Source organism: Citrobacter sp. CtB7.12 (genome assembly GCF_001297795.1).
GTDB lineage: Bacteria > Pseudomonadota > Gammaproteobacteria > Enterobacterales > Enterobacteriaceae > Citrobacter_A > Citrobacter_A amalonaticus.
In genome coordinates, this window is sequence record NZ_LIFT01000025.1 from 54,653 (window position 1) to 78,735 (window position 24,083).

Annotated in this window: 25 protein-coding genes; 19 read left to right on the forward strand and 6 right to left on the reverse strand. The window is 54.1% G+C overall.

Going from position 1 to position 24,083, the window contains the following annotated elements; translation table 11 throughout:
• The first annotated feature begins 67 nt into the window (after window positions 1-67).
• Window positions 68-802: a dTMP kinase gene (locus tag AOY24_RS21315; RefSeq protein ID WP_054177322.1), complete on the forward strand. Its 735-nt coding sequence runs from the start codon at window positions 68-70 to the stop codon at window positions 800-802.
• 69 nt (window positions 803-871) lie between these two features.
• On the opposite strand, the gene pitA is transcribed toward AOY24_RS21315, so the two are convergent.
• Complete coding sequence (gene pitA / locus AOY24_RS21320; RefSeq protein WP_044264045.1) at window positions 872-2,371, reverse strand: inorganic phosphate transporter PitA; 1,500 nt, start codon at window positions 2,369-2,371, stop codon at window positions 872-874.
• A 395-nt stretch (window positions 2,372-2,766) separates the two neighbouring features.
• Here pitA and AOY24_RS21325 point away from each other — a divergent pair, with 395 nt between their 5' ends.
• Window positions 2,767-3,549 (forward strand): hypothetical protein, encoded by a 783-nt coding sequence (locus AOY24_RS21325; protein ID WP_054177335.1) that lies wholly within the window; start codon window positions 2,767-2,769, stop codon window positions 3,547-3,549.
• Window positions 3,550-3,854: 305 nt separating this feature from the next.
• On the forward strand, window positions 3,855-4,970 hold the full coding sequence (locus AOY24_RS21330; protein WP_043001062.1) for an AI-2E family transporter: 1,116 nt from the start codon (window positions 3,855-3,857) through the stop codon (window positions 4,968-4,970).
• Between the two features lie 40 nt (window positions 4,971-5,010).
• On the opposite strand, the gene AOY24_RS21335 is transcribed toward AOY24_RS21330, so the two are convergent.
• From AOY24_RS21335 to cbpA, 3 genes are all read right to left on the reverse strand, one after another.
• Window positions 5,011-6,090, reverse strand: coding sequence for a 4Fe-4S binding protein (locus tag AOY24_RS21335; protein ID WP_054177323.1), 1,080 nt, complete (start codon window positions 6,088-6,090; stop codon window positions 5,011-5,013).
• A 117-nt stretch (window positions 6,091-6,207) separates the two neighbouring features.
• On the reverse strand, window positions 6,208-6,513 hold the full coding sequence (cbpM, locus tag AOY24_RS21340) for a chaperone modulator CbpM (RefSeq protein ID WP_044258082.1): 306 nt from the start codon (window positions 6,511-6,513) through the stop codon (window positions 6,208-6,210).
• Window positions 6,513-7,433 carry a curved DNA-binding protein gene (cbpA, locus tag AOY24_RS21345; protein WP_054177324.1) on the reverse strand — a complete coding sequence of 307 codons (921 nt, stop codon included), beginning with the start codon at window positions 7,431-7,433 and terminating at the stop codon, window positions 6,513-6,515. The genes cbpM and cbpA overlap by 1 nt, the downstream gene beginning before the upstream one ends.
• A gap of 181 nt (window positions 7,434-7,614) precedes the next feature.
• On the opposite strand from cbpA, the gene AOY24_RS21350 reads away from it, so the two are divergent.
• The 16 genes from AOY24_RS21350 (at window position 7,615) to agp (ending at window position 23,192) form a co-directional block, all read left to right on the forward strand.
• The gene (locus tag AOY24_RS21350) at window positions 7,615-7,977 is read left to right on the forward strand and encodes a hypothetical protein (RefSeq protein WP_043001957.1); all 363 of its coding nucleotides are present in this window, start codon (window positions 7,615-7,617) and stop codon (window positions 7,975-7,977) included.
• 48 nt (window positions 7,978-8,025) lie between these two features.
• Window positions 8,026-9,906 carry a protein-disulfide reductase DsbD domain-containing protein gene (locus tag AOY24_RS21355; protein ID WP_054177325.1) on the forward strand — a complete coding sequence of 627 codons (1,881 nt, stop codon included), beginning with the start codon at window positions 8,026-8,028 and terminating at the stop codon, window positions 9,904-9,906.
• The gene (locus tag AOY24_RS21360; protein WP_054177326.1) at window positions 9,903-10,526 is read left to right on the forward strand and encodes a DsbA family protein; all 624 of its coding nucleotides are present in this window, start codon (window positions 9,903-9,905) and stop codon (window positions 10,524-10,526) included. The genes AOY24_RS21355 and AOY24_RS21360 overlap by 4 nt, the downstream gene beginning before the upstream one ends.
• Window positions 10,516-11,022, forward strand: a complete 507-nt coding sequence (locus AOY24_RS21365) for a protein disulfide oxidoreductase (RefSeq protein WP_044258074.1) — start codon at window positions 10,516-10,518, stop codon at window positions 11,020-11,022. Before AOY24_RS21360 ends, AOY24_RS21365 begins: the two co-directional genes overlap by 11 nt.
• Window positions 11,023-11,213: 191 nt before the next feature.
• Window positions 11,214-11,966 carry an NADH:ubiquinone reductase (Na(+)-transporting) subunit C gene (nqrC, locus tag AOY24_RS21370; protein ID WP_054177327.1) on the forward strand — a complete coding sequence of 251 codons (753 nt, stop codon included), beginning with the start codon at window positions 11,214-11,216 and terminating at the stop codon, window positions 11,964-11,966.
• A gap of 263 nt (window positions 11,967-12,229) precedes the next feature.
• On the forward strand, window positions 12,230-14,167 hold the full coding sequence (locus AOY24_RS21375; RefSeq protein WP_054177336.1) for an FTR1 family protein: 1,938 nt from the start codon (window positions 12,230-12,232) through the stop codon (window positions 14,165-14,167).
• A 29-nt stretch (window positions 14,168-14,196) separates the two neighbouring features.
• The gene (locus tag AOY24_RS21380; protein WP_042319779.1) at window positions 14,197-14,724 is read left to right on the forward strand and encodes an iron transporter; all 528 of its coding nucleotides are present in this window, start codon (window positions 14,197-14,199) and stop codon (window positions 14,722-14,724) included.
• Between the two features lie 66 nt (window positions 14,725-14,790).
• A complete protein-coding gene (locus AOY24_RS21385; protein WP_044258071.1) occupies window positions 14,791-16,170 on the forward strand; it encodes a Fe-S-containing protein in 1,380 nt (459 codons plus the stop codon).
• Window positions 16,171-16,172: 2 nt separating this feature from the next.
• A complete protein-coding gene (locus AOY24_RS21390; protein ID WP_044258069.1) occupies window positions 16,173-17,456 on the forward strand; it encodes an ABC transporter permease in 1,284 nt (427 codons plus the stop codon).
• Window positions 17,446-18,576: an ABC transporter permease gene (locus AOY24_RS21395; protein WP_044258067.1), complete on the forward strand. Its 1,131-nt coding sequence runs from the start codon at window positions 17,446-17,448 to the stop codon at window positions 18,574-18,576. Before AOY24_RS21390 ends, AOY24_RS21395 begins: the two co-directional genes overlap by 11 nt.
• A gap of 4 nt (window positions 18,577-18,580) precedes the next feature.
• The gene (locus tag AOY24_RS21400) at window positions 18,581-19,276 is read left to right on the forward strand and encodes an ABC transporter ATP-binding protein (RefSeq protein WP_043001051.1); all 696 of its coding nucleotides are present in this window, start codon (window positions 18,581-18,583) and stop codon (window positions 19,274-19,276) included.
• Complete coding sequence (locus tag AOY24_RS21405; RefSeq protein ID WP_054177328.1) at window positions 19,263-19,748, forward strand: TlpA disulfide reductase family protein; 486 nt, start codon at window positions 19,263-19,265, stop codon at window positions 19,746-19,748. The genes AOY24_RS21400 and AOY24_RS21405 overlap by 14 nt, the downstream gene beginning before the upstream one ends.
• 24 nt (window positions 19,749-19,772) lie before the next feature.
• Window positions 19,773-20,261: a MarR family transcriptional regulator gene (locus AOY24_RS21410; protein ID WP_044327672.1), complete on the forward strand. Its 489-nt coding sequence runs from the start codon at window positions 19,773-19,775 to the stop codon at window positions 20,259-20,261.
• 86 nt (window positions 20,262-20,347) lie between these two features.
• On the forward strand, window positions 20,348-21,106 hold the full coding sequence (locus AOY24_RS21415) for a sulfite exporter TauE/SafE family protein (protein ID WP_044258064.1): 759 nt from the start codon (window positions 20,348-20,350) through the stop codon (window positions 21,104-21,106).
• 49 nt (window positions 21,107-21,155) lie between these two features.
• On the forward strand, window positions 21,156-21,863 hold the full coding sequence (locus tag AOY24_RS21420; RefSeq protein WP_044327674.1) for a helix-turn-helix transcriptional regulator: 708 nt from the start codon (window positions 21,156-21,158) through the stop codon (window positions 21,861-21,863).
• A gap of 87 nt (window positions 21,864-21,950) precedes the next feature.
• Window positions 21,951-23,192: a bifunctional glucose-1-phosphatase/inositol phosphatase gene (agp, locus tag AOY24_RS21425; protein ID WP_043001046.1), complete on the forward strand. Its 1,242-nt coding sequence runs from the start codon at window positions 21,951-21,953 to the stop codon at window positions 23,190-23,192.
• 36 nt (window positions 23,193-23,228) lie between these two features.
• On the opposite strand, the gene AOY24_RS21430 is transcribed toward agp, so the two are convergent.
• A complete protein-coding gene (locus AOY24_RS21430) occupies window positions 23,229-23,456 on the reverse strand; it encodes a YccJ family protein (protein ID WP_042319758.1) in 228 nt (75 codons plus the stop codon).
• 20 nt (window positions 23,457-23,476) lie between these two features.
• Window positions 23,477-24,073, reverse strand: coding sequence for an NAD(P)H:quinone oxidoreductase (gene wrbA, locus AOY24_RS21435; protein WP_043001045.1), 597 nt, complete (start codon window positions 24,071-24,073; stop codon window positions 23,477-23,479).
• Window positions 24,074-24,083 lie beyond the last annotated feature (10 nt).

A 24,083-nucleotide genomic window follows, 5' to 3' on the forward strand; every position in this document is an offset into this window, starting at 1 on the left:
TTATATCCGGAAGGAGAGTCGGATAATAAATTATTCATGGTGGGTATTTTTGTCTAAGGGTGTATTTATGCAATCAATTAAACCTCCGCTAATAGCCGTTATTGGCAGCGATGGTTCGGGGAAAACAACGGTCTGCGAACATCTTGTTATCTGTTTGCAGAAATATGGCCCGACTGAAAAAGTTCATCTGGGTAAACAGGCAGGAAATGTAGGGCGCGCCGTGGTTAAATTACCGTTAATGGGTAATTCATTAGGTAACGTTATCGAACGTAATAAAGTTAAAACTGCAAAAAAATTACCTGGAGTGGTACCTGCATTAGTGATTATGTTTTTCGTTGCGCGTCGGTTATTGCGGTTTCGCCATATGCTGACGTGTCGTCGGCAGGGCCTCATTGTGTTAGCCGATCGCTACCCTCAGATACAAATCCCCGGCGCTTATGATGGTACCGTATTTCCCGTCAATACAGAGGGGAGTCGCTTCGTGAGTTGGTTGGCCGAACAAGAACGCTCGGCGTTTCACTGGATGGCCAGCCATAAGCCGGATTTAGTGATAAAACTGAATGTTGATCTCGACGTTGCTTGTGTACGTAAACCCGATCACCGTAGAGAAGCGCTGGCAAGAAAAATCGCGATAACACCACAACTGACCTTTGGCGGCGCGCCTCTGGTTGATATCGATGCTAATCATCCGCTGGATGAAGTGCTGGCGGATGCGGAAAAAGCGATAACCGCGTTTATGGCTGCTCGTGGCTATCATCACACTGACGGTAATCAGCCCGCCGTTAGCTTTCATCCTCAGTAAGTATTGATGCCCAGTCTGGCGAACTGGGCATTCTCAGGTATATTCCGTTTCGCTAAGCCGGCAGTTGACTTAGATAAGTAGCAGGGAAGCCCAATACAGAAACCCGGACAGCAAAATCGCCGCTGGTAACGTGAATACCCAGGCCATCGCGATGCTGGTGACGGTTTTCCGCTGTAATCCGCCGCCGTCGACGATCATCGTTCCTGCGACGGCGGAAGAGAGCACATGCGTAGTAGAAACCGGCATCCCGATATAGCTGGCAAGACCAATGGAGATCGCCGCCGTGATCTGTGCGGACATTCCCTGGGCATAGGTCATCCCTTTTTTGCCAATCTTCTCGCCAATTGTGGTGGCCACGCGCCGCCAACCGATCATTGTCCCCATACCCAACGCCAGCGCGACCGCCATGATTATCCAGATCGGCGCATATTCAATGGTGCTCAGCATGTCGGTTTTCAGTTTTTTCAACAGATGCACGTCGCTACGACTGATATCCGCTAGTTTTGCCACTTTATCTGCCGTATCGGAGATGCACAGCATGATGCGTCGTAACTGACCGCGTTGCGGCACGCTTAATGTGTCGTAACTCTCCAGGTTTGCTGGTAACAGTGTTTTCACGCGACCCAGGGCATCCATCGTATTCGCCGGATGGCAATGAAATTCGGTGGTTGAGGAGGAATTCGCTGTCGGTACAGTAAGCGGTTGAGCCTTATCCACTACCTGTTTTATCACGTCAGGGTGCTGCTGAAAGTAGATTTCAAGATTGCTGACAGCATCACGCGTGCGGGTGATTTCGTAGCCTGAAGCGCTCATGTTCACCACGAAACCGGCAGGCGCAATCCCCACCAGTACCAGCATCACCAGGCCGATCCCTTTCTGACCATCGTTTGCGCCGTGAGAGAAGGCCACGCCCGCCGCTGAGGAGATGAGCGAAATACGCGTCCAGAATGGGGGTTTCTTTTTACCGCCTTTCTTTTTCCGTTCTTCAGGAAGACGGTGGATGCGATCGCGTTTTTTAGTGCCGCTCCAGTAGCGGCGTAGCAGGAAGATCAGGCCGCCTGCGATCACCATTCCGACGACGGGAGACGCAATCAACGACGCAAAGATATTGACCACCGCCGGGATGTTTAACGCATCGACTACCGAAGTCCCGTTCATCAGTGCGTTGGTGAGCCCAATCCCAATAATTGCGCCTATTAGGGTATGAGAACTGGAGGCCGGTAACCCGAAATACCAGGTTCCAAGGTTCCAGATAATCGCCGCCAGTAACAGGGAAAAAATCATCGCGAGGCCACGTGACGACCCCATATTGAGCAGTAAATCCGTGGGTAGCATATGCACAATGGCATAGGCAACGCTGAGTCCGCCCAGCAGGACGCCAAAGAAGTTGAAAACCGCCGCCATCATCACTGCCAGATGGGGTTGCATGGCTCGGGTATAAATGACGGTCGCGACCGCATTGGCGGTGTCGTGAAATCCGTTTATGGCTTCGTAAAACAGGACAAAGACCAGCGCAAGTAAAAGCATCAAGCCGGTATATAAATCCAGACCAGAAAATAAATGTAGCATAGGGGATATACCGCCATTTTGAAGAGACGAACGGGCGCATTATCAGTGACTTTCGTGATTCGGGCAAAGTGAAATATCACCTTTTTTTGATATGACATCCGTATCGCATTATTTTTTGGATGATTATTTTTATCTAATTCAACGGGGTAGGCGATAATTTAGAAAGGAGAGGCATGCTTTTCTGGTTTTAATAATGGAGTGAGTGTCGATTGAGTCATTAGGCGAATCTGAATATATTCTCAACAATATAAAAACGGAATCTATAAATGATTTATAAATATTTATTTTATGAATGATTGAAAAAGGGTAAATCCTGTTTTGTGGTGAGCTCCTTCAGGTATATAATTATTTTTGCTATGCAGGAATATATCGGATTAGATAAGGAACCGGGTAAAATGGATTTCAGGTCAGTAATATTGTCATGTGTAACCCTCTCTATTTTGGTGGGTTGTGTCACGCATTCCCCCATTGATGCGAAGAAAACCACATCGCAGGTGGAGAGTTCTGGCCGAAATACGATGTCACCTTCCTGGCTGACGGATAAAGATATTTTTGGTAATGAAACCACGCTGGCGATCTCTGAAGACGATATTCAGGCGGCACTGGCAGAAGACAATTTTCGCGTACCGCTGAACTCACCCGTCATTCTGGTACAGTCTGGCAATCGGGCGCCAGAGACGGTCATGCAGCAGGAAATGAGCCGCTATTACACGGTTGCGACGTTTTCCGGCATTCCGGACAGGCAAAAAAAAGCGATCTGTAATAAAGACAAAATCAAAGACGAGAACCAGGACGCGGCGGTTGCTGAGAATACCAACTGGATGCAGGCGCTACGCTACATTGCGGCGAAAGGGCATCAGAAAGCGATTATCGTTTATCAGGAGACGTTGCAGTCCGGTAGATTTGATGCCGCGACCAAAAGCATGGTCTGGTCGGATTTTAAAGCAGGGAAACAGCCTGACAGCACATCGCTACGCTATCTGGTGCGTTTCACGCTGGTGGATGTCGCGAGTGGCGATTGGGCGACCTGGTCACCGTTTAATTATGAGACCAAAATACTAACCCCGCAGCCTGGACAGAAGGCATCCGTAGAGACGGTGACGGAACAGCAGATTGTGCAACTTAAGCAACAAACGTATGCCGCAATGGTTAAGGACCTGGTGGCGCGTTATCAGTAACGCGCGACGTCTGCCATAGGTCATCCTGCTGGCAGACGGTTGCAGACGCTTCCCTAAACTGACCTGGCGTCCGTCCAGAGAGGCGAAACAGGTGTATTCAAGAAAGACGGGGAGACAGCGGCACTCCCTTCGTGTGTGCCGCATTCAGCAACCCTTGAGCGAAATGCCAACCCTTTTGGTGAAACAATAAGCACTATCACATTTTGAATGTGAAGTATTGGCTGGCGGTTTTCGTCTTGTCGGCTTTGTAAAATCCGCAATCAGTCCTATAGTCCACAGAGTTTCTTTGTTTACAGGATCCTCTAATGCGTTTTAACGGACTGAATAAAGGGTTTTTCCTCTTTCTTCTCGCCATGGTGACATGGGCTTTCTTCGACGTGCTGTCGCCATACTTTTCCGCCATTTTATGGGCTGCGATTCTGACGGTTATCTTCTACCCGGTAAAAAATAGGCTGCGTTCGGCGTTAGGGGAGCGTAACGGGGTAGCGTCTCTGCTGACGCTGGGTATCATCTGCCTGATCGTATTCATCCCGTTAATGCTGATCCTCTCATCACTCGCCGTTGAACTGAATGTGGTGTACACCAAGCTGCAGCATAACGACGCTCAGTTCCCGGAAGTGGTGGCGAGCTTGTTTGCGCATATGCCGGAGTGGGCGCGTTCGTTTCTTGCCGATCACTCCCTTGATAACGCCGCAAAAATCCAGCAGAAGCTGTCGGATGTGGTGCTAAAGGGCGGGCAATATCTGGCCGGGAGCGCCTTCCTGATTGGCAAAGGCACCTTTGGTTTCGCGATCAGTTTCGGCATCATGCTCTACCTGCTCTTTTTCCTGCTCAAGGATGGCCCGTTTCTGGTTCGGCAGATCCTCGACTCGCTACCGTTGTCGAATTTCGTTAAGCAACATCTGTTTGCAAAGTTTGCGGCGGTCTCCCGGGCGACGGTAAAAGGCACGGTTGTGGTGGCGATCGTGCAGGGGACGTTGGGCGGAATTGCGTTTTACATTGTGGGGATTGATGGCAGCATTCTGTGGGGGGCGCTGATGGCGTTTCTGTCCCTGATCCCGGCAGTGGGTTCCGCGATCGTCTGGGTGCCAGCCGCCATTTATCTTTTTTCGACGCAGCAACTGTGGCAGGGCTTTTTCATCGTCGGTTTCTTCGTGGTGGTGGTAGGGCTGGTGGATAATATTCTGCGCCCCATTCTGGTCGGCAAAGATACCAAAATGCCTGATTACCTGATTCTTATCACCACGGTGGGCGGAATGGAGATTTATGGCATCAATGGTTTCGTCATTGGTCCACTCGTTGCCGCGCTGTTTATCGCCTGCTGGAACATTCTTTCCGGGCGCGATCACGCGGGGAATACCGAAGAACTCGATAAAGATTTTATTGAGGATGGCATCGCTGAGGATAATAAAGCCGAGTGATGCAAATCCGGATGGCGGCAGATGCCCCATCCGGTATCCATTAATGACCAATCATTCTCGCTTCCGGGATCAACCGGAAGTAGAGGTGATCCGGCACTGGGCTGTTCCAGACGTCCATTAGCATCGCGAATGCGATAAGGGCAAACATTATGCCGAGTACCAGCAGCGTCATCGCCATACCCGATAATGTTCCTCGCCGTATTTCAGCGTTTCCCGTTGGTGTCCGCAGGGAAAATGTCAGCGTTGAAGCCACCGGACAGGATTCCACACAGGTCATACAGCCAGTGCATTCAACCGTTCGCACCTGAATCAGCTTATCCACCGGGATTTGCGACGGGCAGTTTTTGGCACATTTCCCGCAATCAATACAGCTTTGCGCATTGCGGCGGATTTTGAATGGTGAGAGCAGGGAAAGCAGCCCGAGCAAGGCGCCATAGGGACACAGATAACGGCACCACGCGTTGCGAATGAACAAGCTTATGACCACCAGAAGGGCGATGCTCAGCAGGGTGATCGTGCCGATATTGCGAAAGAAATCGAGCATCTTCACATCGATAATAATCCCGTAGGCCGACATTAAAAAATACTGAATGCCCTGCGCTGGCATCGACAGCGAAATGTAGAGAAAAAAGGCCAGCAGCAGATATTTCAGGCTGCGCAGAGGGATATCCAGCCAACGGCGCAACGTAAAATTGCGACCAAACAATCTCTTACCCACATCGGCGATGAGTTCAGACAACGTACCTACCGGGCACAGCCACGAGCAGAACGACTTTTTGAGCAACAGACTTACCAGCATAAACGCGGCCAGCAGCAGCATGGCGGCGGCGTGAACAGGGGGAAGGATGCCGGTTTCCAGCGTATAGCGCAGGTTCATCAGGCCTGCGATGGGCAGCCAGCCTTCAATGCCGCCAGGTCGGGAAACGTACAGACTGGTGCCGCCGGTTTCGTAATAACGCACCCAGTAGTAAAACGTCACGCCAATATAAATATTGATCGCCATCAGCAGCCACTGCGTAGCTTTGCGCCAGGTAGAGGCATTACGCCAGTCGTTCCATGGCAGTTTACCGCCCGTTGTTCCGGGGCGGCGTTGCCAGCGCTTTCTGCTTTTTTCGCTCATTGCCTTCTGACGTCCATAAAGTGGCATTTTGAATGCTACTATCGTACGGCTATCCCGTTGAGCCAGCGTTGATTTATATCATTGCCTGATAATTGGGCAGCTTACGCTGCCCAATATTTATAGATGAGTAATAAAACGCGCGAGCCGCTGTCGTAGCAGGCGGTTTTCCTGTCGTAAACGTGCGTTCTCTTCCAGTAGCGTGAGCGCCACGGCGATCCCCGGCCAGTCAAGCGCCAGTTCTTCACGTAACCGCAGGGCGCGCTGTACCACAGTGGCGGCATGATCGTCGAACTGCCAGCTGTCCGCCGTTTCGGTGTAAGGTTCGATGACGCCCAGACCCACGATCTCGTTCAGGTCTTCCTCCGTCACGCCGGTGCGCAGGCAAAATTCGGTAACCGTAAAAGTGATGGTGACGTTAGCCATTATGCTTTCCCCCAATCTTTGCGCGGATCAAATCCTGACTGTGCCTCTGCCAGTTGCTGCCACAGCGCAGTCGCACGTTCATCCGGTTTAGGCGGCATCACGATCTTCAGCACGACATACAAATCACCGGTCTGTTTTTTACTGACCAGACCTTTACCTTTGATGCGTAAACGTTGTCCGGCCTGGCTGCCGGGGGGAATGGTGACCAGAATGCTCTCTTTCAGCGTGGGGACGGCAATCTTTGCGCCCAGCGCGGCTTCCCATGGGGCGAGCGGGACCACAATTTCCAGATCCTGGTTAACGATATCAAACAGGGGATGTGGCGCGATGTGGATTACCAGCCATAAATCGCCATTCGGTCCACCGTTTTCACCCGGCGTCCCCTGGCCTTTCAGACGAATACGCTGACCATTGCCGACACCCGCCGGAATTTTCACATTCAGGGTTTTTGGAATTTCACGTTCAATCATGCCAAACGCATTGTAGACCGGCAGGTTATAGCTAATGGTTCGGTTGTGTTCAGCGAGTGTTTCTTCAAGAAAAACCGCGACTTCAATTTCAATATCATGTCCACGGCTGGCATGGCGCTGGCGAGACTGACGCGCGTGCTGACCAAAAATAGAGGAGAAGATATCGTCGAAGTCTTCGGCGTTGTAACTCTGGTTCTCTCCCTGCTGGTACTGACGGTTGAATTGCGGGTCATTGCGGTGTTGCCAGAGCTGATCGTACTCCGTGCGTCGCTGCTCATCACTCAGCACTTCCCAGGCTTCAGCGACCTCTTTAAAGCGGGCTTCAGCATCGGGTTCTTTACTGACATCGGGATGATATTTGCGGGCCAGTCGGCGGTAAGCGGTCTTGATAGTCTTGAGATCGTCCGTCGGTTTCACGCCCATGATGGCGTAATAATCCTTTAATTCCATAGCGTTCTCTCGGGTTAATCAATACAGGCTAAAGGGATCCCTTAAAAGGTGTCATCGATAAGTGTAGGGTAATCCTGTCGAGGATGAATGCCAACCAGCGAAACAACATATCTTTACAGCCCAAAGGTTGCGTAAAACACGCCAGCCGTTAAGATAACTCGCGTCAATGAGTGAGGGTGTGATGGCGAAACGTCAACGGATGGGATGGTGGTTCCTCTGCCTGGCATGTGTCGTGGTGATGGTCTGTACCGCGCAGCGCATGGCGGGCCTGCATGCGTTGCAGATGGAGACCACCGCGATCGCGGCGACGGCGTCGCCGACGTCCGTGACAGAGGAAGCATCTCCCGTGACTCCGTGCGAGCTCAGTGCGAAATCGCTGCTTGCCGCGCCTCCGGTCGTTTTTGAAGGCGCGATCCTCGCGCTCTGTTTACTCCTTGCCTTGTTAACGCCGTTCAGGACGGTACGCTTACCGTTCTTCCCACAACGCGTTATTTCTCCCCCCAGACTTCGGGTCCATCTCAGATTCTGCGTTTTCCGCGAATGACAGACCGGCTGTTTCGTACAGTAAGTTAATCATTCATGGAGAAAAATTATGATGTATGCCTTCAGGCAGGGACTGATCTGCCTGTTATTACTCTGGCTGCCCGCATCGTGGGCGGCAGAGAGCGGCTGGCTGCGTTCCCCGCAGAACGATCATGCCAGCGTACGACTGCGCGCCGATACGTCAGCACAGGGGGAAACCCGTCTGCTGATCGACGTCAAACTGGAAAACGGCTGGAAGACATACTGGCGTTCGCCGGGGGAAGGCGGCGTTGCACCTGCCATTGCCTGGCAAGGAGAGATGCCCGTGGTGGACTGGTTCTGGCCGACACCGGACCGTTTTGACGTCGCCGGTATGACCACCCAGGGCTATCACCAACAGGTCACGTTTCCGCTGGCCGTCCGGGGACACACTCCCGACCGCATTGCCGGTGTGCTGACGCTCTCTACCTGTAGCAACGTGTGTCTGCTGACCGACTACCCGTTTTCGCTTACGGCCTCTCAACAGGATGCCGGATTTGCGCATGATTATGCTCAGGCGATGGGACGTGTGCCCCTGACGCAGGGTCTGACACAAACCCTGATCGCCGGTGCGCGTGACGGCGAGTTGGTGATCGAGGCGCAGCGCCGCGGTGGCTGGACCGCACCCGAGCTGTTCCTCGATAGCGTAGAGGACACGGATTTTGCTAAACCGCTGATCCGGGTCGATGGCGACAGATTGCACGCGACGGTTCCGGTTCACGATAGCTGGGGGGAAGGGGCGCCGAATTTACGCGGCAAATCGCTCACGCTGGTGCTGGCGGATAACGGTGTGGCGCAGGAGAGTCAGCTTATCGTGGGTGATGCGCTGGTGACAGAATCCGCCAGACTCCCGCTCTGGCAGGTGGTTCTTATGGCGCTGATGGGAGGCGTGATCCTTAATCTGATGCCTTGCGTATTGCCGGTGCTGGGGATGAAGCTGGGTTCGATTTTGCTCGTTGAGGAGAAAAACCGCCACCAGATACGACGGCAGTTCCTCGCGTCGGTCGGGGGGATTTTGATCTCCTTCATGGCGCTGGCATTACTGATGACCGTGCTAAGACTGAGCAATCAGGCGCTTGGTTGGGGTATCCAGTTCCAGAATCCGTGGTTTATTGGCGCGATGGTGCTGGTGATGCTGACCTTCAGCGCCAGTCTGTTCGGCCTGTTTGAATTTCGCCTGCCGTCATCAATGACCACCCGACTGGCGACTTACGGTGGTAACGGCCTGGCGGGACATTTCTGGCAGGGCGCGTTTGCCACGCTGCTGGCGACACCGTGCAGCGCACCGTTTCTCGGTACAGCCGTGGCGGTGGCGCTGACGGCATCGCTGCCCGTGCTGTGGGGGCTTTTCTTCGCCCTCGGCGTTGGGATGAGTCTGCCGTGGTTGCTGGTCGCCCTGCGTCCGGGTCTGGCGCTTCGTCTGCCGCGACCGGGACGCTGGATGAACGGACTGCGACGCTTGCTCGGCTTAATGATGCTCGGTTCTGCACTCTGGCTGGCAACGCTACTTTTGCCTCATCTGGGTTTTACCTCCCAAAGTGCGGCGAAAGAGAGTGTCCGCTGGCAGCCGCTTAGCGAGCAGGCGATCACCGACGCGCTTGCGCAAAATAAGCGCGTATTTATCGATGTGACCGCCGACTGGTGCATTACCTGCAAGGTCAATAAATATAACGTGCTGAACACCGACGCGGTGCAGGCGGCGCTACAGCAACCGGATGTCGTGGCCCTTCGCGGCGACTGGACGCTGCCGTCTGATGACATTACGGCATTTCTGAAATCACGCGGCCAGGTTGCCGTACCGTATAACCAAATCTATGGCCCCGGCTTACCGAAAGGTCAGGCGCTGCCGACGTTATTAACGCGCGACGGTCTGTTAGAAACACTGGCTAAAGCGAAAGGAGAAACGCCATGAAATCCCTGATCATCCTGTTATTTACCCTGTTTAGCGCGTTCAGCCTTGCCAAAGACGCCGCGCCGTTTACCCCGGAGCAAGAAAAACAGATCGAAGCCCTCATTCAGAAGGCGTTGTTTAACGATCCGGCCAGTCCGCGCTTTGGCGCAAAACAGGCAAAACTGACGCTGGTGAATTTTACCGACTACAACTGTCCGTACTGCAAACAGCTTGATCCGCTGCTGGAGAAACTGGTGGCGAAATACCCTGACGTGGCGGTGATTATCAAACCGCTGCCGTTTAAAGGCGAAAGCTCGGTGCTCTCTGCGCGGACGGCGCTCACCACCTGGCGTGAGCATCCACAGCAGTTCCTCGCGCTGCATGAAAAGCTGATGCAAAAGAAGGGATACCACACTGACGTCAGCATTAAACAGGCGCAGGAAAAATCGGCGGCCAGCCCGGTCATACTGGATGAAAAAAGCAATGAAACGCTACGTACCAATCTGCAACTGGCGCGACTCGTCGGCGTTCAGGGAACACCCGCGACGATCGTTGGTGATGAGCTGATCCCGGGGGCCGTCTCCTGGGAGGTGCTTGAAGAAGTCGTTAAAGAAAAACTGGCGGTGGCAAATGGTCAGTAAGTTGCGGCGATGGCTGCGCGAAGGTGTGTTTTTTTTGCTCCTGTTGGCTGGTGGAATGTGGCTAATGGATGCCTGGCGCGCGCCACAGGCACCAACGGCTTTCGACAGTACACCGCTTTACACGCTGGATGGAGAACGGGTAACGCTGGCGGCATTAAGTGAGGAAGAGCCGCTACTGATCTATTTTTGGGCCACCTGGTGTGGCGTTTGCCGCTATACCACACCGGACGTTGCCCGCTTGCAGGCACAAGGGGAGAAGGTGCTGACCATCGCGCTGCGTTCGGGAGATGAACAGACGATTGCGCGCTGGCTGGCGCGTAAAGGGATCTCTTTTCCCGTGGTCAACGATGCTAATGGCGCACTTTCCCGCAGTTGGGATATCAGCGTCACCCCCACGCTGATTGTGTTGTCAAAAGGGCAGGTGGTTTCTACGACCAGCGGCTGGACCAGCTACTGGGGGATGCGCCTGCGGCTAGGGTGGGCGAAAATCAGTTGAGTCAAAACCGGGGAAACCCGGTTTTTTTACACCATAAAATAGCCGTAACACTATGTGATTTAAATATTTAAGGCAGAAAGTAAACGGGTTGAATCTATATTTTCGCGGTTTTTATCATTGCAAATGACAAGGAGTAATGGCATATCATATAGCGATATAACGATGTTAATGCTTACAGGGATTATAAATAAATGCGCAAGGGTAAAGTTATTATTGCATCAATGATGGTGCTTTGTGTTCTTATTTTTCTGATTGCGATCGCCTGGTTTATGTTGTTTCAGGGGGAAATGACGGCGCCGACGGAAGAAGAAAAAAAAACTGCTGTTTTACAGGCTGCGGGCTTACTTAAGACGGATGCTCAGGATAAAAAATCGATTGAGAGTTTATATCAGCGTGCGATTATCGTGCGCACGGTGAATCTCGATTCCGGCGAGTGGGTGACGGATAAAACGGCCGCACAAGGATGTAAAAAACTCGCTCCGGAGCAGGACCCTGCACAGATTCGTCAACGCTGTTCGCTGGCGGAAGTTTATCTGGTAAAAGATAAGTATAATAAGATTCATCAGGTTATCATTCCTGTTTCGGGCAAAGGAGCGAAATCGATGATGCATGCATTTCTCTCTTTGGGACTGGACGGTCGTACGGTGAACAATCTGTATTATTATCAGCAGCGGGAGACGCCATTTCTGGGGGCCAGAGTGAAAGATGAAAGCTGGCGTCAACAATGGCCGGGGAAAAAGGTGGCTGATGATAATGGAACGCCGGCGTTGAAAATAGTTCAGGAGAAATCAGGGAAGTATAATGAATATACCGTTGATGGTATTTCTGGTGCGACGCTGACGTCAACGGGCGTTGAAAAGAGTATTAACTACTGGATCAGTGAGCAGGGTTATGGCCCATTTTTGCAGCGACTGAAACAAGACTCGGAGATGTTGTATCGCTGAATCAAGTGTACCTGCGGATAATTTACTTTAAGCCTGTAGGCGCAGTATCACTCATTTTTTACGGATTTACGCAACGTAACATTTAATTCCTGACGGTCGGGGGCGTATATTACCCGCCGTCAGATTTCGCCCTCCATCACATATCAATGAAATAAATTTACATAACTTGTCACCCGTTGACATTTTTATGATCCAGGTCATGTACAACGCCAGCAAAAATCGATAATGATAATAATTATCATTTGTGTTATTTGGTGCGTATCGTGCGTAAGTTTTGCCTCTCACTGCTGGTAACTCTCTTCAGTCTGCTCATAAGCGTTAGCGTATGGGCCGCGACAAACTATGCTCCGTTTATTGAGGATATTGAGCAACGCCTTGATAAAACAGCAGAACTTTATTCTCAACAGCGCACCGATGAGGCGCGCCGCACGGTACAAATGGCCTACTTTGAGGTGTTTGAAAATCTCGAAGGCCCCATCCGCATCAACATCTCCGCCAGTAAAAGTTACGAAATGGAGAGCGCCTTCGGTGAAATCCGGCGGATGATTGGCGAGAAAAAACCGCTCGCTGATGTGCAGTCGAAAATCGACTGGCTGAAGGCATCGCTACGAGAAGTCGAACCGGTGCTGGACGGCGGACACCGACTGGTGGCGGAAGAGCAGCACAGCGCGCTCACCCGAACGGATATCGCTGTTCACTGGCAAGAGAGCGTCCGTATTATCGACGATCTGCTGGCCCAGGCGGTGAATGACTATCAGGCCGGGAACTACGCTACGGCCAGTCAGCATGTCCAGCAGGCGCACTATCAGGGATTCAAAAACTCTGAGATGGAAATGTCGGTCAGGCAGAATCGCTCGGCCAAAGATGCCGCAGCCATCAACCAACAGTTTTCCGCGCTGATTGCACTTGCCGCTCAACCCGATCGCCTCAACGACGTCTCTTATCAGGTCACCACGCTGTTACAGGATATTGAGGATATTCTGCCAGGCTTACCGACAACCCGCGACGATCAGCTGATTGCAGCCCCACAAACCGCAGACAACGGTCCGGCGGCGGAGGAGAGTACGCGGACAAACTGGGGTGAAGTGGCGGGCGGAATCAATCAGAGCATTCAGGACGCTATTGCGCGGTATCAACGCGGCGAGACGCAGAATGCCATTCTGGATGTTCAGGACAGCTATTTCGATCGCTTCGAAGCCAGCGGCATGGAAAACAAAATCGGCTCCCGTGATTCGGCGTTCAAAACCACGCTGGAAGCCTACTTCACCCGTCTGGTCAGCTTGATGAAGGCTGGTCAACCGGCAGAAAGACTCCAGTCAGAAGCGAGCGCGCTCGAGCAGGATCTGCAAAAAGCGGTGACGATGCTTGGCGAAGGAGAAGAGACGCAATGGAGTCTGCTGCTTTACAGCCTGATGATCATCGTCCGTGAAGGGTTGGAAGCCCTGCTGATCGTGGCGGCGATTGTCGCCTACATGGTGAAAAACAATCATCAGGATAAGCTGCCGCTGATTCGCCAGTCAGTGATCGTAGCCCTGGTCGCCAGCGTAATCACCGCAGTGATTTTCCAGTTGCTGTTCACCAACTCGGGCGCCAGTCGGGAACTGCTGGAAGGCATCACGATGTTGATTGCGGTCGTGATGCTGTTCTTCATGAGCTACTGGCTGCTGTCCAAAGTGGAAGCCCGACACTGGAAGGCCTGGCTGGAAGGCAAGCTGTCCCACTCGCTGACGACAGGGTCGCTGGTGGGGCTTTGGCTGACTAGTTTCCTCGCGGTCTATCGCGAAGGCGCCGAAACGGTTCTGTTCTACTACGCCCTGATCGGCGATGCCAAAGATGTCGCCGGACACATGGCGATTGGCGCGGGCTTTGTTATTGGCTGTGTCGTGTTACTGGCGGCGTGGCTGGTCATGCGTTATTCGGTGGTGCGTTTGCCGCTGAAACCCTTCTTTATGTTTACCGGCAGTTTCATGTATCTGATGGCCTTCGTGTTTGCGGGCAAAGGTGTACTGGAGCTGGTGGAAGGCAAACTGTTCCAGCCAACGTTGATTAACGGTTTCCCGGAAATCAGCTGGCTGGGGATTTATCCCTATGTGGAAACGCTGTTACCGCAGGCAGTATTGCTGCTCGCTGCGCTGGTTGCGCTGTGGGTTATGCGGCGAAAAAGCGCCGTTCCTGGGGAAACAATAAAAAACACTCTGTAGTTGTGATTTTAGACGAGAGGATATGTCTGATGACCATGAAGAAAACCCTGATTGCCAGCGCAGTGATGGCCGGAATTTTCACCGCACCGGCAGCGTTCGCCTTTAAAGAGTACCCGGCGGGCGAGCCTGTCGTGATGAATGAAATGGAGCTGGCCGCCGTTTATCTGCAGCCGATTGATATGGAGCCGCGCGGCATGGGCTTACCGGCAGCCAAAGCCGATATTCACCTTGAGGCGGATATTCACGCGGTCGAAGGCAGCAAAAACGGCTTTGGCGCAGGAGAGTGGATCCCCTATCTGACCATCAGCTACACCCTGGTCAACAGCGATACCGGTGAAAAACAGGAAGGAACGTTTATGCCGATGGTCGCCAGCGATGGCCCTCACTATGGCGCGAACGTCAAGATGATGGGCGTGGGCAACTACAAAGTGACTTACCACATTGAACCGCCGTCAAAAGCGGGGATGCACCGTCACACCGACAGTGACACTGGTGTCGGTCGCTGGTGGAAACCGTTTGATGTGAGCTACGAATTTAAATACGTCGGTCTGAACTAAGAAAACCGATGCGCCGGGATGCTAACTCATCCCGGCCGAGTCAATCCGCTGTTCTGAGTCGATGTCATGAGTTACTTTTTCGTCACCACGTTACAGGTCTTTTTCTGCATCGCGTTACTCTCCGGCGTTCTCTGGAGTCGAAACGATCCCCCTTCCTTACGCCCTCTGGGCTGGACGCTGCTTATTGGTCTGGCGGCCGGCGTGCTGGCAGGACTGACGCTGCGCGGTTCACAACCGGTACAGCTGTTACTGGTCGGAACGGAAGTGATGGTCACGTTGCTGTTTGTGCTCAGCTTCTGGTGGGCGGGAAACCGTGTGCGCTATTTGTGGCAAGGGATTCTGGTCTTTGGCGCAGCGCGTCACTGGGCGCTCGATCCGAATCTCGGTGGCTTAACCAGCACGCATGTCCTGAATACTGAACTGCTGCTGAATTTGACGGCAGTGGTGCTCGCCTTCGCGATCCTTTGTCTGGCTGGCGTGCTTTGCGCCATGCTGCTGCGCCGAATCCGCGTGCTGTACTGGCCATTCACCCTCATTCTGCTGGTCATGCTGTGGCTGCCGTTAAGCGGTAATTTGCTGTTGCTGTTGATGAAGCTACAGGTACTGCCGCTGGCGAAATCGCTGCTGAGCTTTGTGGCGAAAGTGACCAATAATGCGCCAGCCTATAACTGGATGGCGGTGGGATTACTGCTGCTCCTGGCGCTGTGCTGGCTGCCGTCGTTGCTGAGCGCCCATCGTCAGACGCGGGCAACAGAAGAACCGATTGCACATCGCCTGGCGCTGGCGCAGCGGCGTAATGCGCTACGGCTTTGGCTGGTCACCCTCGGCTGTGCCGTGGTGGTGATTGCCGGGCAACTGTGGTGGGACAACGTCGCGTCTCAGCCGCCGCAGCTTTCGCAAGCCATCCCGGTAACGCTCGCCAGCGACGGCAGTATTCATCTGCCGGTTGAACAACTGCGGGACGGTAAGTTGCATCGCTTTGTCTGGGTGGCTGACGATGGCAAAGCCGTGCGCTTTTTCATCATCAACCGTTATCCCGACAAACTGCGCTTTGGCGTGGTGTTTGATGCCTGTCTATTGTGCGGCGATCAGGGCTATGTGATGGAAGGCAATCAGGTCATTTGCGTCGCCTGTGGGGTACATATTTTTATCCCTTCCATTGGCAAACCCGGCGGTTGCAATCCGGTACCGATTGAAAACTGGCACAACGATGAAAAAGAGTTAGTGATCCCCGGTAAAGAACTGGCCGCTGGCGTGAACTACTTCTCGACGGTGATGACCATTCAGGTGACCGATCCGGTTGATGGTTCAACGCTGACCAATACCTCGGCGGACTTCAAGTACAGCTACGGCGGTAAGACCTGGTTCTTTTCCTCCGAAGAGAACTATGACCGTTTTCGTCAAACGCCGGAACAGTTTGTTCCTGCTGAACTGAGGGAGGAGTAACGATGCTGTGGCGAATGTTACGACAATCCTGGGGACGCAACCTGCGGCGTAAAGGGCTGGCGATTATCACGGTCTTTCTTGCAGCCAGCCTGATCTCGGCGCTGCTGGCGGTGTCGATCGATATCGGTGACAAAATGTCGAGGGAGCTCAAATCCTACGGCGCAAACATCCTGATTGAGCCTGCCGGACAAGCGGCATTGCCTGCGCTGTTTAGCGAAAGCAGTAATCCGCTCTCTGGGCAGGATTTCCTTGATGAAGCTGAATTGCCGAATATCAAAGATATTTTCTGGCGCAATAACATTGTCGGTTTTGCGCCGATGCTGGGCGGTGAAGTCACCGTGAACGATAACGCGGTGCGCATTCTCGGGACGTTCTTCAGCCAACCGGTCGATATTCCGGATGAAGAGGGATATGAAACCGGACAGAAAACGGTTAGCCCGTTCTGGCAGGTGACCGGCGACTGGCCGCAGGAAGGCGAGAACAGTCCACCGCAAACGCTCGTGGGGCATGCGCTGGCGCGACAAACAGGATGGAAAGCGGGTGATACGCTGGTATTAAACAACGCGGATACAACAGTGCCTGTCACCGTCAGCGGGATCCTCTCCAGCGGCGGCGAGGAAGATAACCAACTGGTGATGCCGCTCGCGATAGCGCAGACGCTATTGGGGTTGCCCGGCAAGGTGCAGGCCATTCGTGTTTCGGCGCTGACGGTACCGGAAAATGAGCTTTCACGTCGCGCGCGGGAAAATCTGGATGCGCTTAATGCGGAAGAGTACGACCTCTGGTACTGCACTGCTTATGTTTCTTCTATCGCCCACCAACTGGAGGAGGCGATCTCCGGGGCGGAGGTGCGCCCGGTCTGGCAAGTCGCCGCCTCTGAAGGGGTGGTGATTGACAAAATTCAGCTGCTGATGGCGGTGGTGACGATTGCTGCGCTGGCGGCATCGGCAATGGGGATCGCTTCGCTGATGACCAGCACCATTATGGAACGCGCCAAAGAGATCGGTCTGATGAAGGCGCTTGGCGCGCGTCAGTGGCAGATCATGCTGCTGTTCTACCTCGAAGCCGCTTCCAGTGGGCTGGCAGGCGGGGCGCTGGGATGCGTTGCCGGATGGGGGCTGGCGAAAGCGATTGGCGTGATGCTGTTCGACGCACCGCTTGAATTCGCGTGGATTGTGGTGCCGTGTGTACTGGTGGTTGCGATGTTGATTGCCCTGATCGGAACCTGGTTCCCGGCGCGGCGCATTGCGCGACTGTATCCCGTGGAGGTGCTGTATGGCCGCTAAACGGACAATGCTCTGGCTGCTGGTGTGGCGGGCGCTGCGCCTGCGTTTTCAGCGGGTCAGCGTGGTTTTTGCCGCGCTGATGGTGGGGGCGACCATCGTGACGGCGCTGAGCGCGGTATGGTTCGACATCAATACTAAAATGAGTGAAGAGTTACGCACCTTCGGCGCCAACTTCTACATCGGGCCGGGGCACGGCGCGAGTATGCCACAGCGGGAGCTACAGACCCTTCTGGATGATGCGCCAGCGGGGCTGGTTCACGGTGCCAGTCCGTGGTTATACGGCATGGCGCGTACCGAACTGGAAAAAGTGGTGATCGTCGGCGTCTGGTTTGAATCGTTGCAAAAACTGGTGCCTTACTGGCAGGTTCAGGGGAGCTGGATTGGCGTCAGCTTCGACGATCGCAACGCGATGATTGGCATCAAGCTGGCGGAGCGCCTCAACGTTCAGCCCGGCGATAACGTCACGCTGGTCGATCATAACCAGCGGAAAAACCTGCAGATTAAAGGCATTGTCGAAGCCGGTGACGCCACGGACAACATGCTGATCGTCAGCCTCGACGTGGCGCAAGCCTGGCTGCATCAGCCGGGGAAAATCAGCCACGGCCTGTTGAGCGTCAGTAATGATGTTGGCCAGGTTGATCGCTATGCCAGCCGGTTGCAAAGCCAGTATCCGGATCTGGAGATTCGCCCGGTGCGTAAAGTCTCCGCCTCAGAAGGACAGGTGCTGGATAAGATCAAAGGGCTGATGGGACTGGTATCGCTGGTGATTCTGGCGCTCTCTTCCCTGTGCGTGAATACCACCCTGATGGCGATAGTCGGCGAGCGTGCCCGCGAGTTCGCTCTGCAAAAAGCGCTGGGTGCCAGCAATGGCGACATCGTACGGCAAATCTTGCTGGAAACCTGCATTATCGCCCTTGCGGCCGTAGTGTGCGGCTGGTTGTTGGGGTATTTGCTGGCGCAACTGTTGGGACTGACGGTATTCAACGCGGCGATCTCGCTGCGTCTGCCGGTGCTGCCCATCACCCTCGTATTGTCTTTACTGGTCGCCATTCTGGCGGCGATTGTTCCGGTACGGCGTGCAGTCAGCGTCGAACCCGCTAACGTGCTGAAAGGAGAGTAGCGCCATGTCCGTGACGCAGATTCCACAGGTGGCGATCGAAACACGTCACCTCTATAAACGGTTTGGCGACGTTACCGCCCTGGATGATATTAACCTGCGAATTACGCAAGGGGAGTTTGTCGCCATCATGGGGGCCTCCGGCTCCGGGAAAACGACGCTGATGAACATCCTCACCTGTCTGGATACCGCAACGGAAGGTCAGGTGTTTCTTGAGGGTACGGACGCCGCCGCGCTGGATGAAGAGGGACGGCGTCGTTTTCGCGCCGAGAAGATTGGCCTGGTGTTCCAGCAATTCCATCTCATTCCCTTTTTAACCGCGCTGGAAAATATCATGCTGGCGCAGCACTACCACAGCGTGGTGGACGAGGCAGCAGCCAGAAAAGTACTGGAACAGGTCGGCCTTGGGCACCGCGTCACCCATTTACCCAGCCAGCTTTCCGGTGGGGAGCAGCAGCGTGTCTGTATTGCGCGGGCGCTGGTGAATGAGCCGCCGGTCATTTTCGCGGATGAACCGACAGGCAACCTCGATGAAGAGAATGAACAGCGGGTGTTGGATTTGCTTACCGATTTGCACCGCCAGGGGCGCACGATAGTCATGGTGACGCATAACCCGGCGCTTGGGCAGTTTGCCGATCGCATTTTGCGTCTGCAACACGGAAAGTATCTGGGAGAGGAGGCGATGCAACATGCGCTGGCTTAACGTTTTCATTCTCTCACTGGCGGTATTGCTCAGTGGCTGTAAAGAGGAAAAGCTGGCTGTCGGCGAAACGGCTCCGGCGCTGGCGGCCTTCGATTTACAAGGCCAGGAGTCCGGACTGGATCGCTGGCAGGGAAAATCCATCTACCTCAATTTCTGGTCGGCAGGCTGCGGTAGTTGTCTGGCGGAGATGGATTCGCTGGAAACGCTCAGCCAGAAATGGGGCGATAGCGTGGTAGTGGTGGCGGTGAATACCGATCCGGGTACGGTCAACCTGGATGCGCTTCTGGCGAAGCACCAGGTGTCGTATCCGGTCCTTCGCGATCAGATGAAAATCACTCAGGAACGATACCAGGTCATCGGCACACCGACCTCGGTCCTGATTGATCCACAAGGCCGGGTGCTGGAGTGTCATCAGGGAATGCGTAAACCGGCGGAATTAGCCGCCACGTTCGCCCGTCTCGCGGGGCAATAAGTTTTCGGTGGAGGGATACCGCTGATGGCATTTATCTGGAACGACGAGAGCCTGGCTCTCCTGCGTGAAAACGCGGGCGTCCTCTCGACGCAACACATTGCGCAGATGCTGTGCACCAATGTGACGGTGGTGCGCAATATGGCTTACCGGCTGAAACTCAGTTTGCGTGTGTCGGCGTATAGCCAGAAGAGAATTCAACAGGTTCAGGCATTGTATGAATCCGATGAACCGCTGACCATGAAGGAGATTGCCGTGCGAACCGGGCTTACGTTCAGCACGGTGCAGTACATCGTCTATGTCAAACTGAAACATAAGCCCTATGCCACCCGCGAGTTTATCGCGTTCGAAACACAGGATGCGGTGCATTACCGCGTGCAAAAAGAGTTTGTCGATACCGAGCGTACGCGACTGCAACAACCGATGGATAACAGCCGTTTTCAGGAACTGTATCTCAAAGACGGGACAGCCTACTGCGCTCGTAACATCCGCCATGAAGTCATTATCTCTGAATAGCGGAAACCACATTTCGTTCGCTGACGAAGCAAGCATCGTCGCAAGCATTCAGGATAGGTCATCTTCTCCTTACAGGACGCTGAAGCATGACCCTTCTTTTTGCATTCGACCCCGACCAGGTTGTGATGATTGCCTTAACCTTTGTTCTTGCTGGGATGGTGAAAGGCGTCACCGGCATGGGGTTGCCTACTGTGGCAATGGGGATCCTCGGCTCGCTGATCTCTCCGGTTGCGGCGGCGGCTATGCTGTTGTTACCTTCGCTTATCAGCAATCTGTTTCAGTTTGGCGGCGGTGGAAATACCCGGATGTTGCTGAAGCGACTCTGGCCTATGCTGCTAACGGTGGTGATTGCCACACTGTTGGCCAGCGTCTGGATCACCGGTGGCGAGACTTCCCGCACACAGTTTGCGCTCGGGCTGGCGCTAATGGTGTATGCGCTCTGGACCCTGGCGGGAAAACGAATTGCGATCGCACCGCGGCGTGAAAAACCGCTCTCACTGGTTGTCGGATTCGCTACCGGCTTGTTGACCGGCGGAACGGGCGTCTTTGTGATGCCGGCGGTGCCGTGGATCCAGTCGCTGGGCTTTGAGAAGGATGAACTGGTTCAGGCGCTCGGTATCTCTTTTACCTTTTCCACGCTGGCGTTAGCACTGGGTCTGTGGTGGCACGACGCGCTCCCCGTGCAGTCGCTGAGCTTATCGGCATTCGCCATCGTTCCGGCGCTGCTCGGCCAGTGGGCAGGCACTCGTATCCGACGGGTCATCTCACCCGTTGTCTTTAAACGTTGCTTTCTGTTTTGTCTGATGGGGCTAAGTATCGAAATGATGCTCCGTGCTGTGACTTAATGACAAAATCGTGCCATGGTTAACCCCTCCCCGAGGCTGAGAGGTCAGTATGACGTCAATAGTCGTAAATGAAGAAGACGGCGAACTCGAATCACGAATGGCGCTGACGGCGGCGGTGATGGCGGACAAATCGCGATCCCGGATGCTGTGTGCGCTGATGGATGGCCGGGCATGGACGGCGACGGAACTGAGCGCGGTGGCGGATATCTCGCCGTCTACCGCCAGTGCGCACCTGGCCCGTCTGTGCGAGCAGCGGTTCGTGGTTTCTCTCGCCCAGGGGCGGCACCGCTATTTTCGCCTTGCAAGCGCAGACATTGCGGAACTGCTGGAGCGTCTGATGGGCGTCGCCTGGACATCAACGGCATCGCGGAAAATCACTACGCCTTTGAGTTTGCGTCATGCGCGGACCTGTTATGACCATCTGGCCGGAGAAGTGGCGGTGAGACTGTTTGATACGCTGGTTTCCCGACAGTGGCTGACGGCAGATGGCGAAACCTTGACGCCTCTGGGTGAGGAGAAACTGGCGGATCTGGGCATTGTCGTACAGGCCAGCGTGTCGCGACGCAAATTTAGCTGCGGCTGTCTGGACTGGAGCGAGCGACGTTATCATCTGGGTGGTGTACTTGGCGCGGCGCTACTGACCTGGCTTACCGGGCAGCGGTGGATAAAAACAGCACCGGGAAGCCGCCAGGTCACCTTCACGCCCTCCGGGATCCGCAAGCTGCAAATGATATTTGGCATCAATATGATGCGCTGAATCCCTGTTTTTGCGGTCTCGTTCCCAAAAATGTGTCATATATCTGTCACACTTATGAATGACGAATAACAACACGAGGTCGTAGGGATGAACAAATCGTTAATTGCCGCCGCTGTCGCAGGGGTTGTGATGGTGTCTTCTGCCGCGCAGGCACAAACGGCACCGGAAGGCTATCAGCTACAGCAAGTATTGATGATGAGTCGACATAACTTACGTGCGCCGCTGGCGAACAATGGCAGCGTGCTGGAGCAGTCCACTCCGAATAAATGGCCTGAATGGGATGTGCCGGGCGGACAGCTCACCACCAAAGGTGGCGTGCTGGAAGTGTATATGGGCCATTACATGCGTGAATGGCTGGCAGAGCAGGGGATGGTGAAATCCGGCGAGTGCCCGGCACCGGATACGGTCTATACCTATGCCAACAGTCTGCAGCGTACGGTCGCGACCGCCCAGTTCTTTATCACCGGCGCATTCCCTGGCTGCGATGTTCCGGTGCATCACCAGGAAAAAATGGGCACCATGGACCCCACCTTTAACCCGGTGATCACCGATGATTCGGCGGCTTTCCGCGAGAAAGCCGTACAGGCGATGGAAAAAGAGCGCGGCCAGATGCAACTTGATGACAGCTACAAGTTGCTGGAACAGATGATCAACTACAAAGACTCGCCATCGTGCAAGGAAAAACAGCAGTGTTCGCTGACTGACGCTAAAGATACCTTTAGCGCGAACTATGAGCAGGAGCCCGGTGTCTCCGGACCGCTGAAAGTGGGGAACTCGCTGGTGGACGCTTTCACGCTGCAATACTACGAAGGATTCCCGATGGATCAGGTGGCCTGGGGCGAAATTAAATCCGATCAGCAGTGGAAGGTGTTGTCGAAACTGAAAAATGGCTATCAGGACAGCCTGTTTACCTCTGCGGAGGTCGCACGTAACGTGGCGAAACCGCTGGTGAAATACATCGACAAAGCGCTGGTAACCGAACAGGCGAAAGCGCCGAAAATTACCGTGCTGGTGGGGCATGACTCAAACATCGCCTCACTGCTTACCGCACTGGAATTCAAACCCTATCAGTTACATGATCAAAACGAACGCACGCCGATTGGCGGCAAAATTGTCTTCCAGCGCTGGCATGACACGAAGGCCAACCGCGATCTGATGAAAATTGAGTATGTGTATCAGAGTTCAGAGCAACTGCGTAATGCGGATGTGCTGACGCTGAAAGCCCCGGCGCAACGCGTGACCCTGGAGTTGAAAGGATGCCCGATTGATGCGAACGGTTTCTGTCCGATCGACAAGTTTGACGCGCTGCTGAATGAGGCGGCGAAATAAATGAGGTTCCCCCGCGCAAGCGGGGGATTTAACGGCTTAAACGTTTTTACGTTCGATGGTCTGTTCGCCCCAGAAGAGCGCGTCTTTATCTGTCTTATCAAAGGCTTTAATGAGCACTTCATCGCTGCCTTCTTCCCAAATTTTTTCTGCCAGCTTTTCGTCATATCCGGCAACTTCAAATATGGCTTCGGCTATTTCCGGCGATGTATTGCGCAGACTTGCCCACTCACCGACGTGATGAGCCTTCGCTTCTTGAGTTGGCATTCTTATCCTCCCGTTGAAGATTAGCCGTTGAGCTTCACTGCCAGACCGGCAACGTATTCGCCCTGATAACGTGCGATAGAGAGCTCTTCCTGACTGGGCTGGCGTGAACCGTCACCACCGGCAATGGTCGTTGCGCCATAAGGCGTACCACCGCGAACTTGCGAAACATCGAACAGTTCCTGTGCGGCGTAGCCGATGGGCACAATCACCATCCCATGATGGGCAAGTGTAGTCCATGTAGACGTAATTGTTTGTTCCTGACCGCCGCCTGTCCCGGTAGAACTGAAAACGCTGGCGAGTTTGCCATACAGCGCGCCGGACGCCCACAATCCGCCCGTCTGATCGAGGAAGGTACGCATCTGGCCTGACATATTGCCAAAGCGCGTTGGCGTACCAAAAATAATGGCGTCGTAATCCGCCAGTTCTTGCGGGGTGGCGACGGGCGCGTTTTGCGTCTTGCCTCCGGCTTTGGCAAAAATTTCAGCTGGCATGGTTTCCGGTACACGCTTAATCACGACCTCTGCGCCGTCCACTTTGTTTGCCCCTTCCGCTACCGCGTGCGCCATCGTTTCGATGTGTCCGTACATGGAATAATAAAGCACCAGAACTTTAGCCATTTGTACTACT

Excerpts from the sequence above, each read along its gene's own strand:
- AOY24_RS21325 (WP_054177335.1), top strand. The coding sequence starts at position 2,767 with ATGGATTTCAGGTCAGTAATATTGTCATGTGTAACCCTCTCTATTTTG.
- AOY24_RS21335 (WP_054177323.1), bottom strand. The coding sequence starts at position 6,090 with ATGAGCGAAAAAAGCAGAAAGCGCTGGCAACGCCGCCCCGGAACAACG.
- AOY24_RS21350 (WP_043001957.1), top strand. The coding sequence starts at position 7,615 with ATGGCGAAACGTCAACGGATGGGATGGTGGTTCCTCTGCCTGGCATGT.
- AOY24_RS21405 (WP_054177328.1), top strand. The coding sequence starts at position 19,263 with ATGCGCTGGCTTAACGTTTTCATTCTCTCACTGGCGGTATTGCTCAGT.
- AOY24_RS21365 (WP_044258074.1), top strand. The coding sequence starts at position 10,516 with ATGGTCAGTAAGTTGCGGCGATGGCTGCGCGAAGGTGTGTTTTTTTTG.
- AOY24_RS21390 (WP_044258069.1), top strand. The coding sequence starts at position 16,173 with ATGCTGTGGCGAATGTTACGACAATCCTGGGGACGCAACCTGCGGCGT.
- AOY24_RS21430 (WP_042319758.1), bottom strand. The coding sequence starts at position 23,456 with ATGCCAACTCAAGAAGCGAAGGCTCATCACGTCGGTGAGTGGGCAAGT.
- wrbA (WP_043001045.1), bottom strand. The coding sequence starts at position 24,073 with ATGGCTAAAGTTCTGGTGCTTTATTATTCCATGTACGGACACATCGAA.
- AOY24_RS21420 (WP_044327674.1), top strand. The coding sequence starts at position 21,156 with ATGACGTCAATAGTCGTAAATGAAGAAGACGGCGAACTCGAATCACGA.
- AOY24_RS21380 (WP_042319779.1), top strand. The coding sequence starts at position 14,197 with ATGACCATGAAGAAAACCCTGATTGCCAGCGCAGTGATGGCCGGAATT.
- nqrC (WP_054177327.1), top strand. The coding sequence starts at position 11,214 with ATGCGCAAGGGTAAAGTTATTATTGCATCAATGATGGTGCTTTGTGTT.
- AOY24_RS21355 (WP_054177325.1), top strand. The coding sequence starts at position 8,026 with ATGATGTATGCCTTCAGGCAGGGACTGATCTGCCTGTTATTACTCTGG.
- AOY24_RS21415 (WP_044258064.1), top strand. The coding sequence starts at position 20,348 with ATGACCCTTCTTTTTGCATTCGACCCCGACCAGGTTGTGATGATTGCC.
- AOY24_RS21385 (WP_044258071.1), top strand. The coding sequence starts at position 14,791 with ATGAGTTACTTTTTCGTCACCACGTTACAGGTCTTTTTCTGCATCGCG.
- AOY24_RS21400 (WP_043001051.1), top strand. The coding sequence starts at position 18,581 with ATGTCCGTGACGCAGATTCCACAGGTGGCGATCGAAACACGTCACCTC.
- cbpA (WP_054177324.1), bottom strand. The coding sequence starts at position 7,433 with ATGGAATTAAAGGATTATTACGCCATCATGGGCGTGAAACCGACGGAC.
- AOY24_RS21315 (WP_054177322.1), top strand. The coding sequence starts at position 68 with ATGCAATCAATTAAACCTCCGCTAATAGCCGTTATTGGCAGCGATGGT.
- AOY24_RS21360 (WP_054177326.1), top strand. The coding sequence starts at position 9,903 with ATGAAATCCCTGATCATCCTGTTATTTACCCTGTTTAGCGCGTTCAGC.
- cbpM (WP_044258082.1), bottom strand. The coding sequence starts at position 6,513 with ATGGCTAACGTCACCATCACTTTTACGGTTACCGAATTTTGCCTGCGC.
- AOY24_RS21410 (WP_044327672.1), top strand. The coding sequence starts at position 19,773 with ATGGCATTTATCTGGAACGACGAGAGCCTGGCTCTCCTGCGTGAAAAC.
- pitA (WP_044264045.1), bottom strand. The coding sequence starts at position 2,371 with ATGCTACATTTATTTTCTGGTCTGGATTTATATACCGGCTTGATGCTT.
- AOY24_RS21330 (WP_043001062.1), top strand. The coding sequence starts at position 3,855 with ATGCGTTTTAACGGACTGAATAAAGGGTTTTTCCTCTTTCTTCTCGCC.
- agp (WP_043001046.1), top strand. The coding sequence starts at position 21,951 with ATGAACAAATCGTTAATTGCCGCCGCTGTCGCAGGGGTTGTGATGGTG.
- AOY24_RS21395 (WP_044258067.1), top strand. The coding sequence starts at position 17,446 with ATGGCCGCTAAACGGACAATGCTCTGGCTGCTGGTGTGGCGGGCGCTG.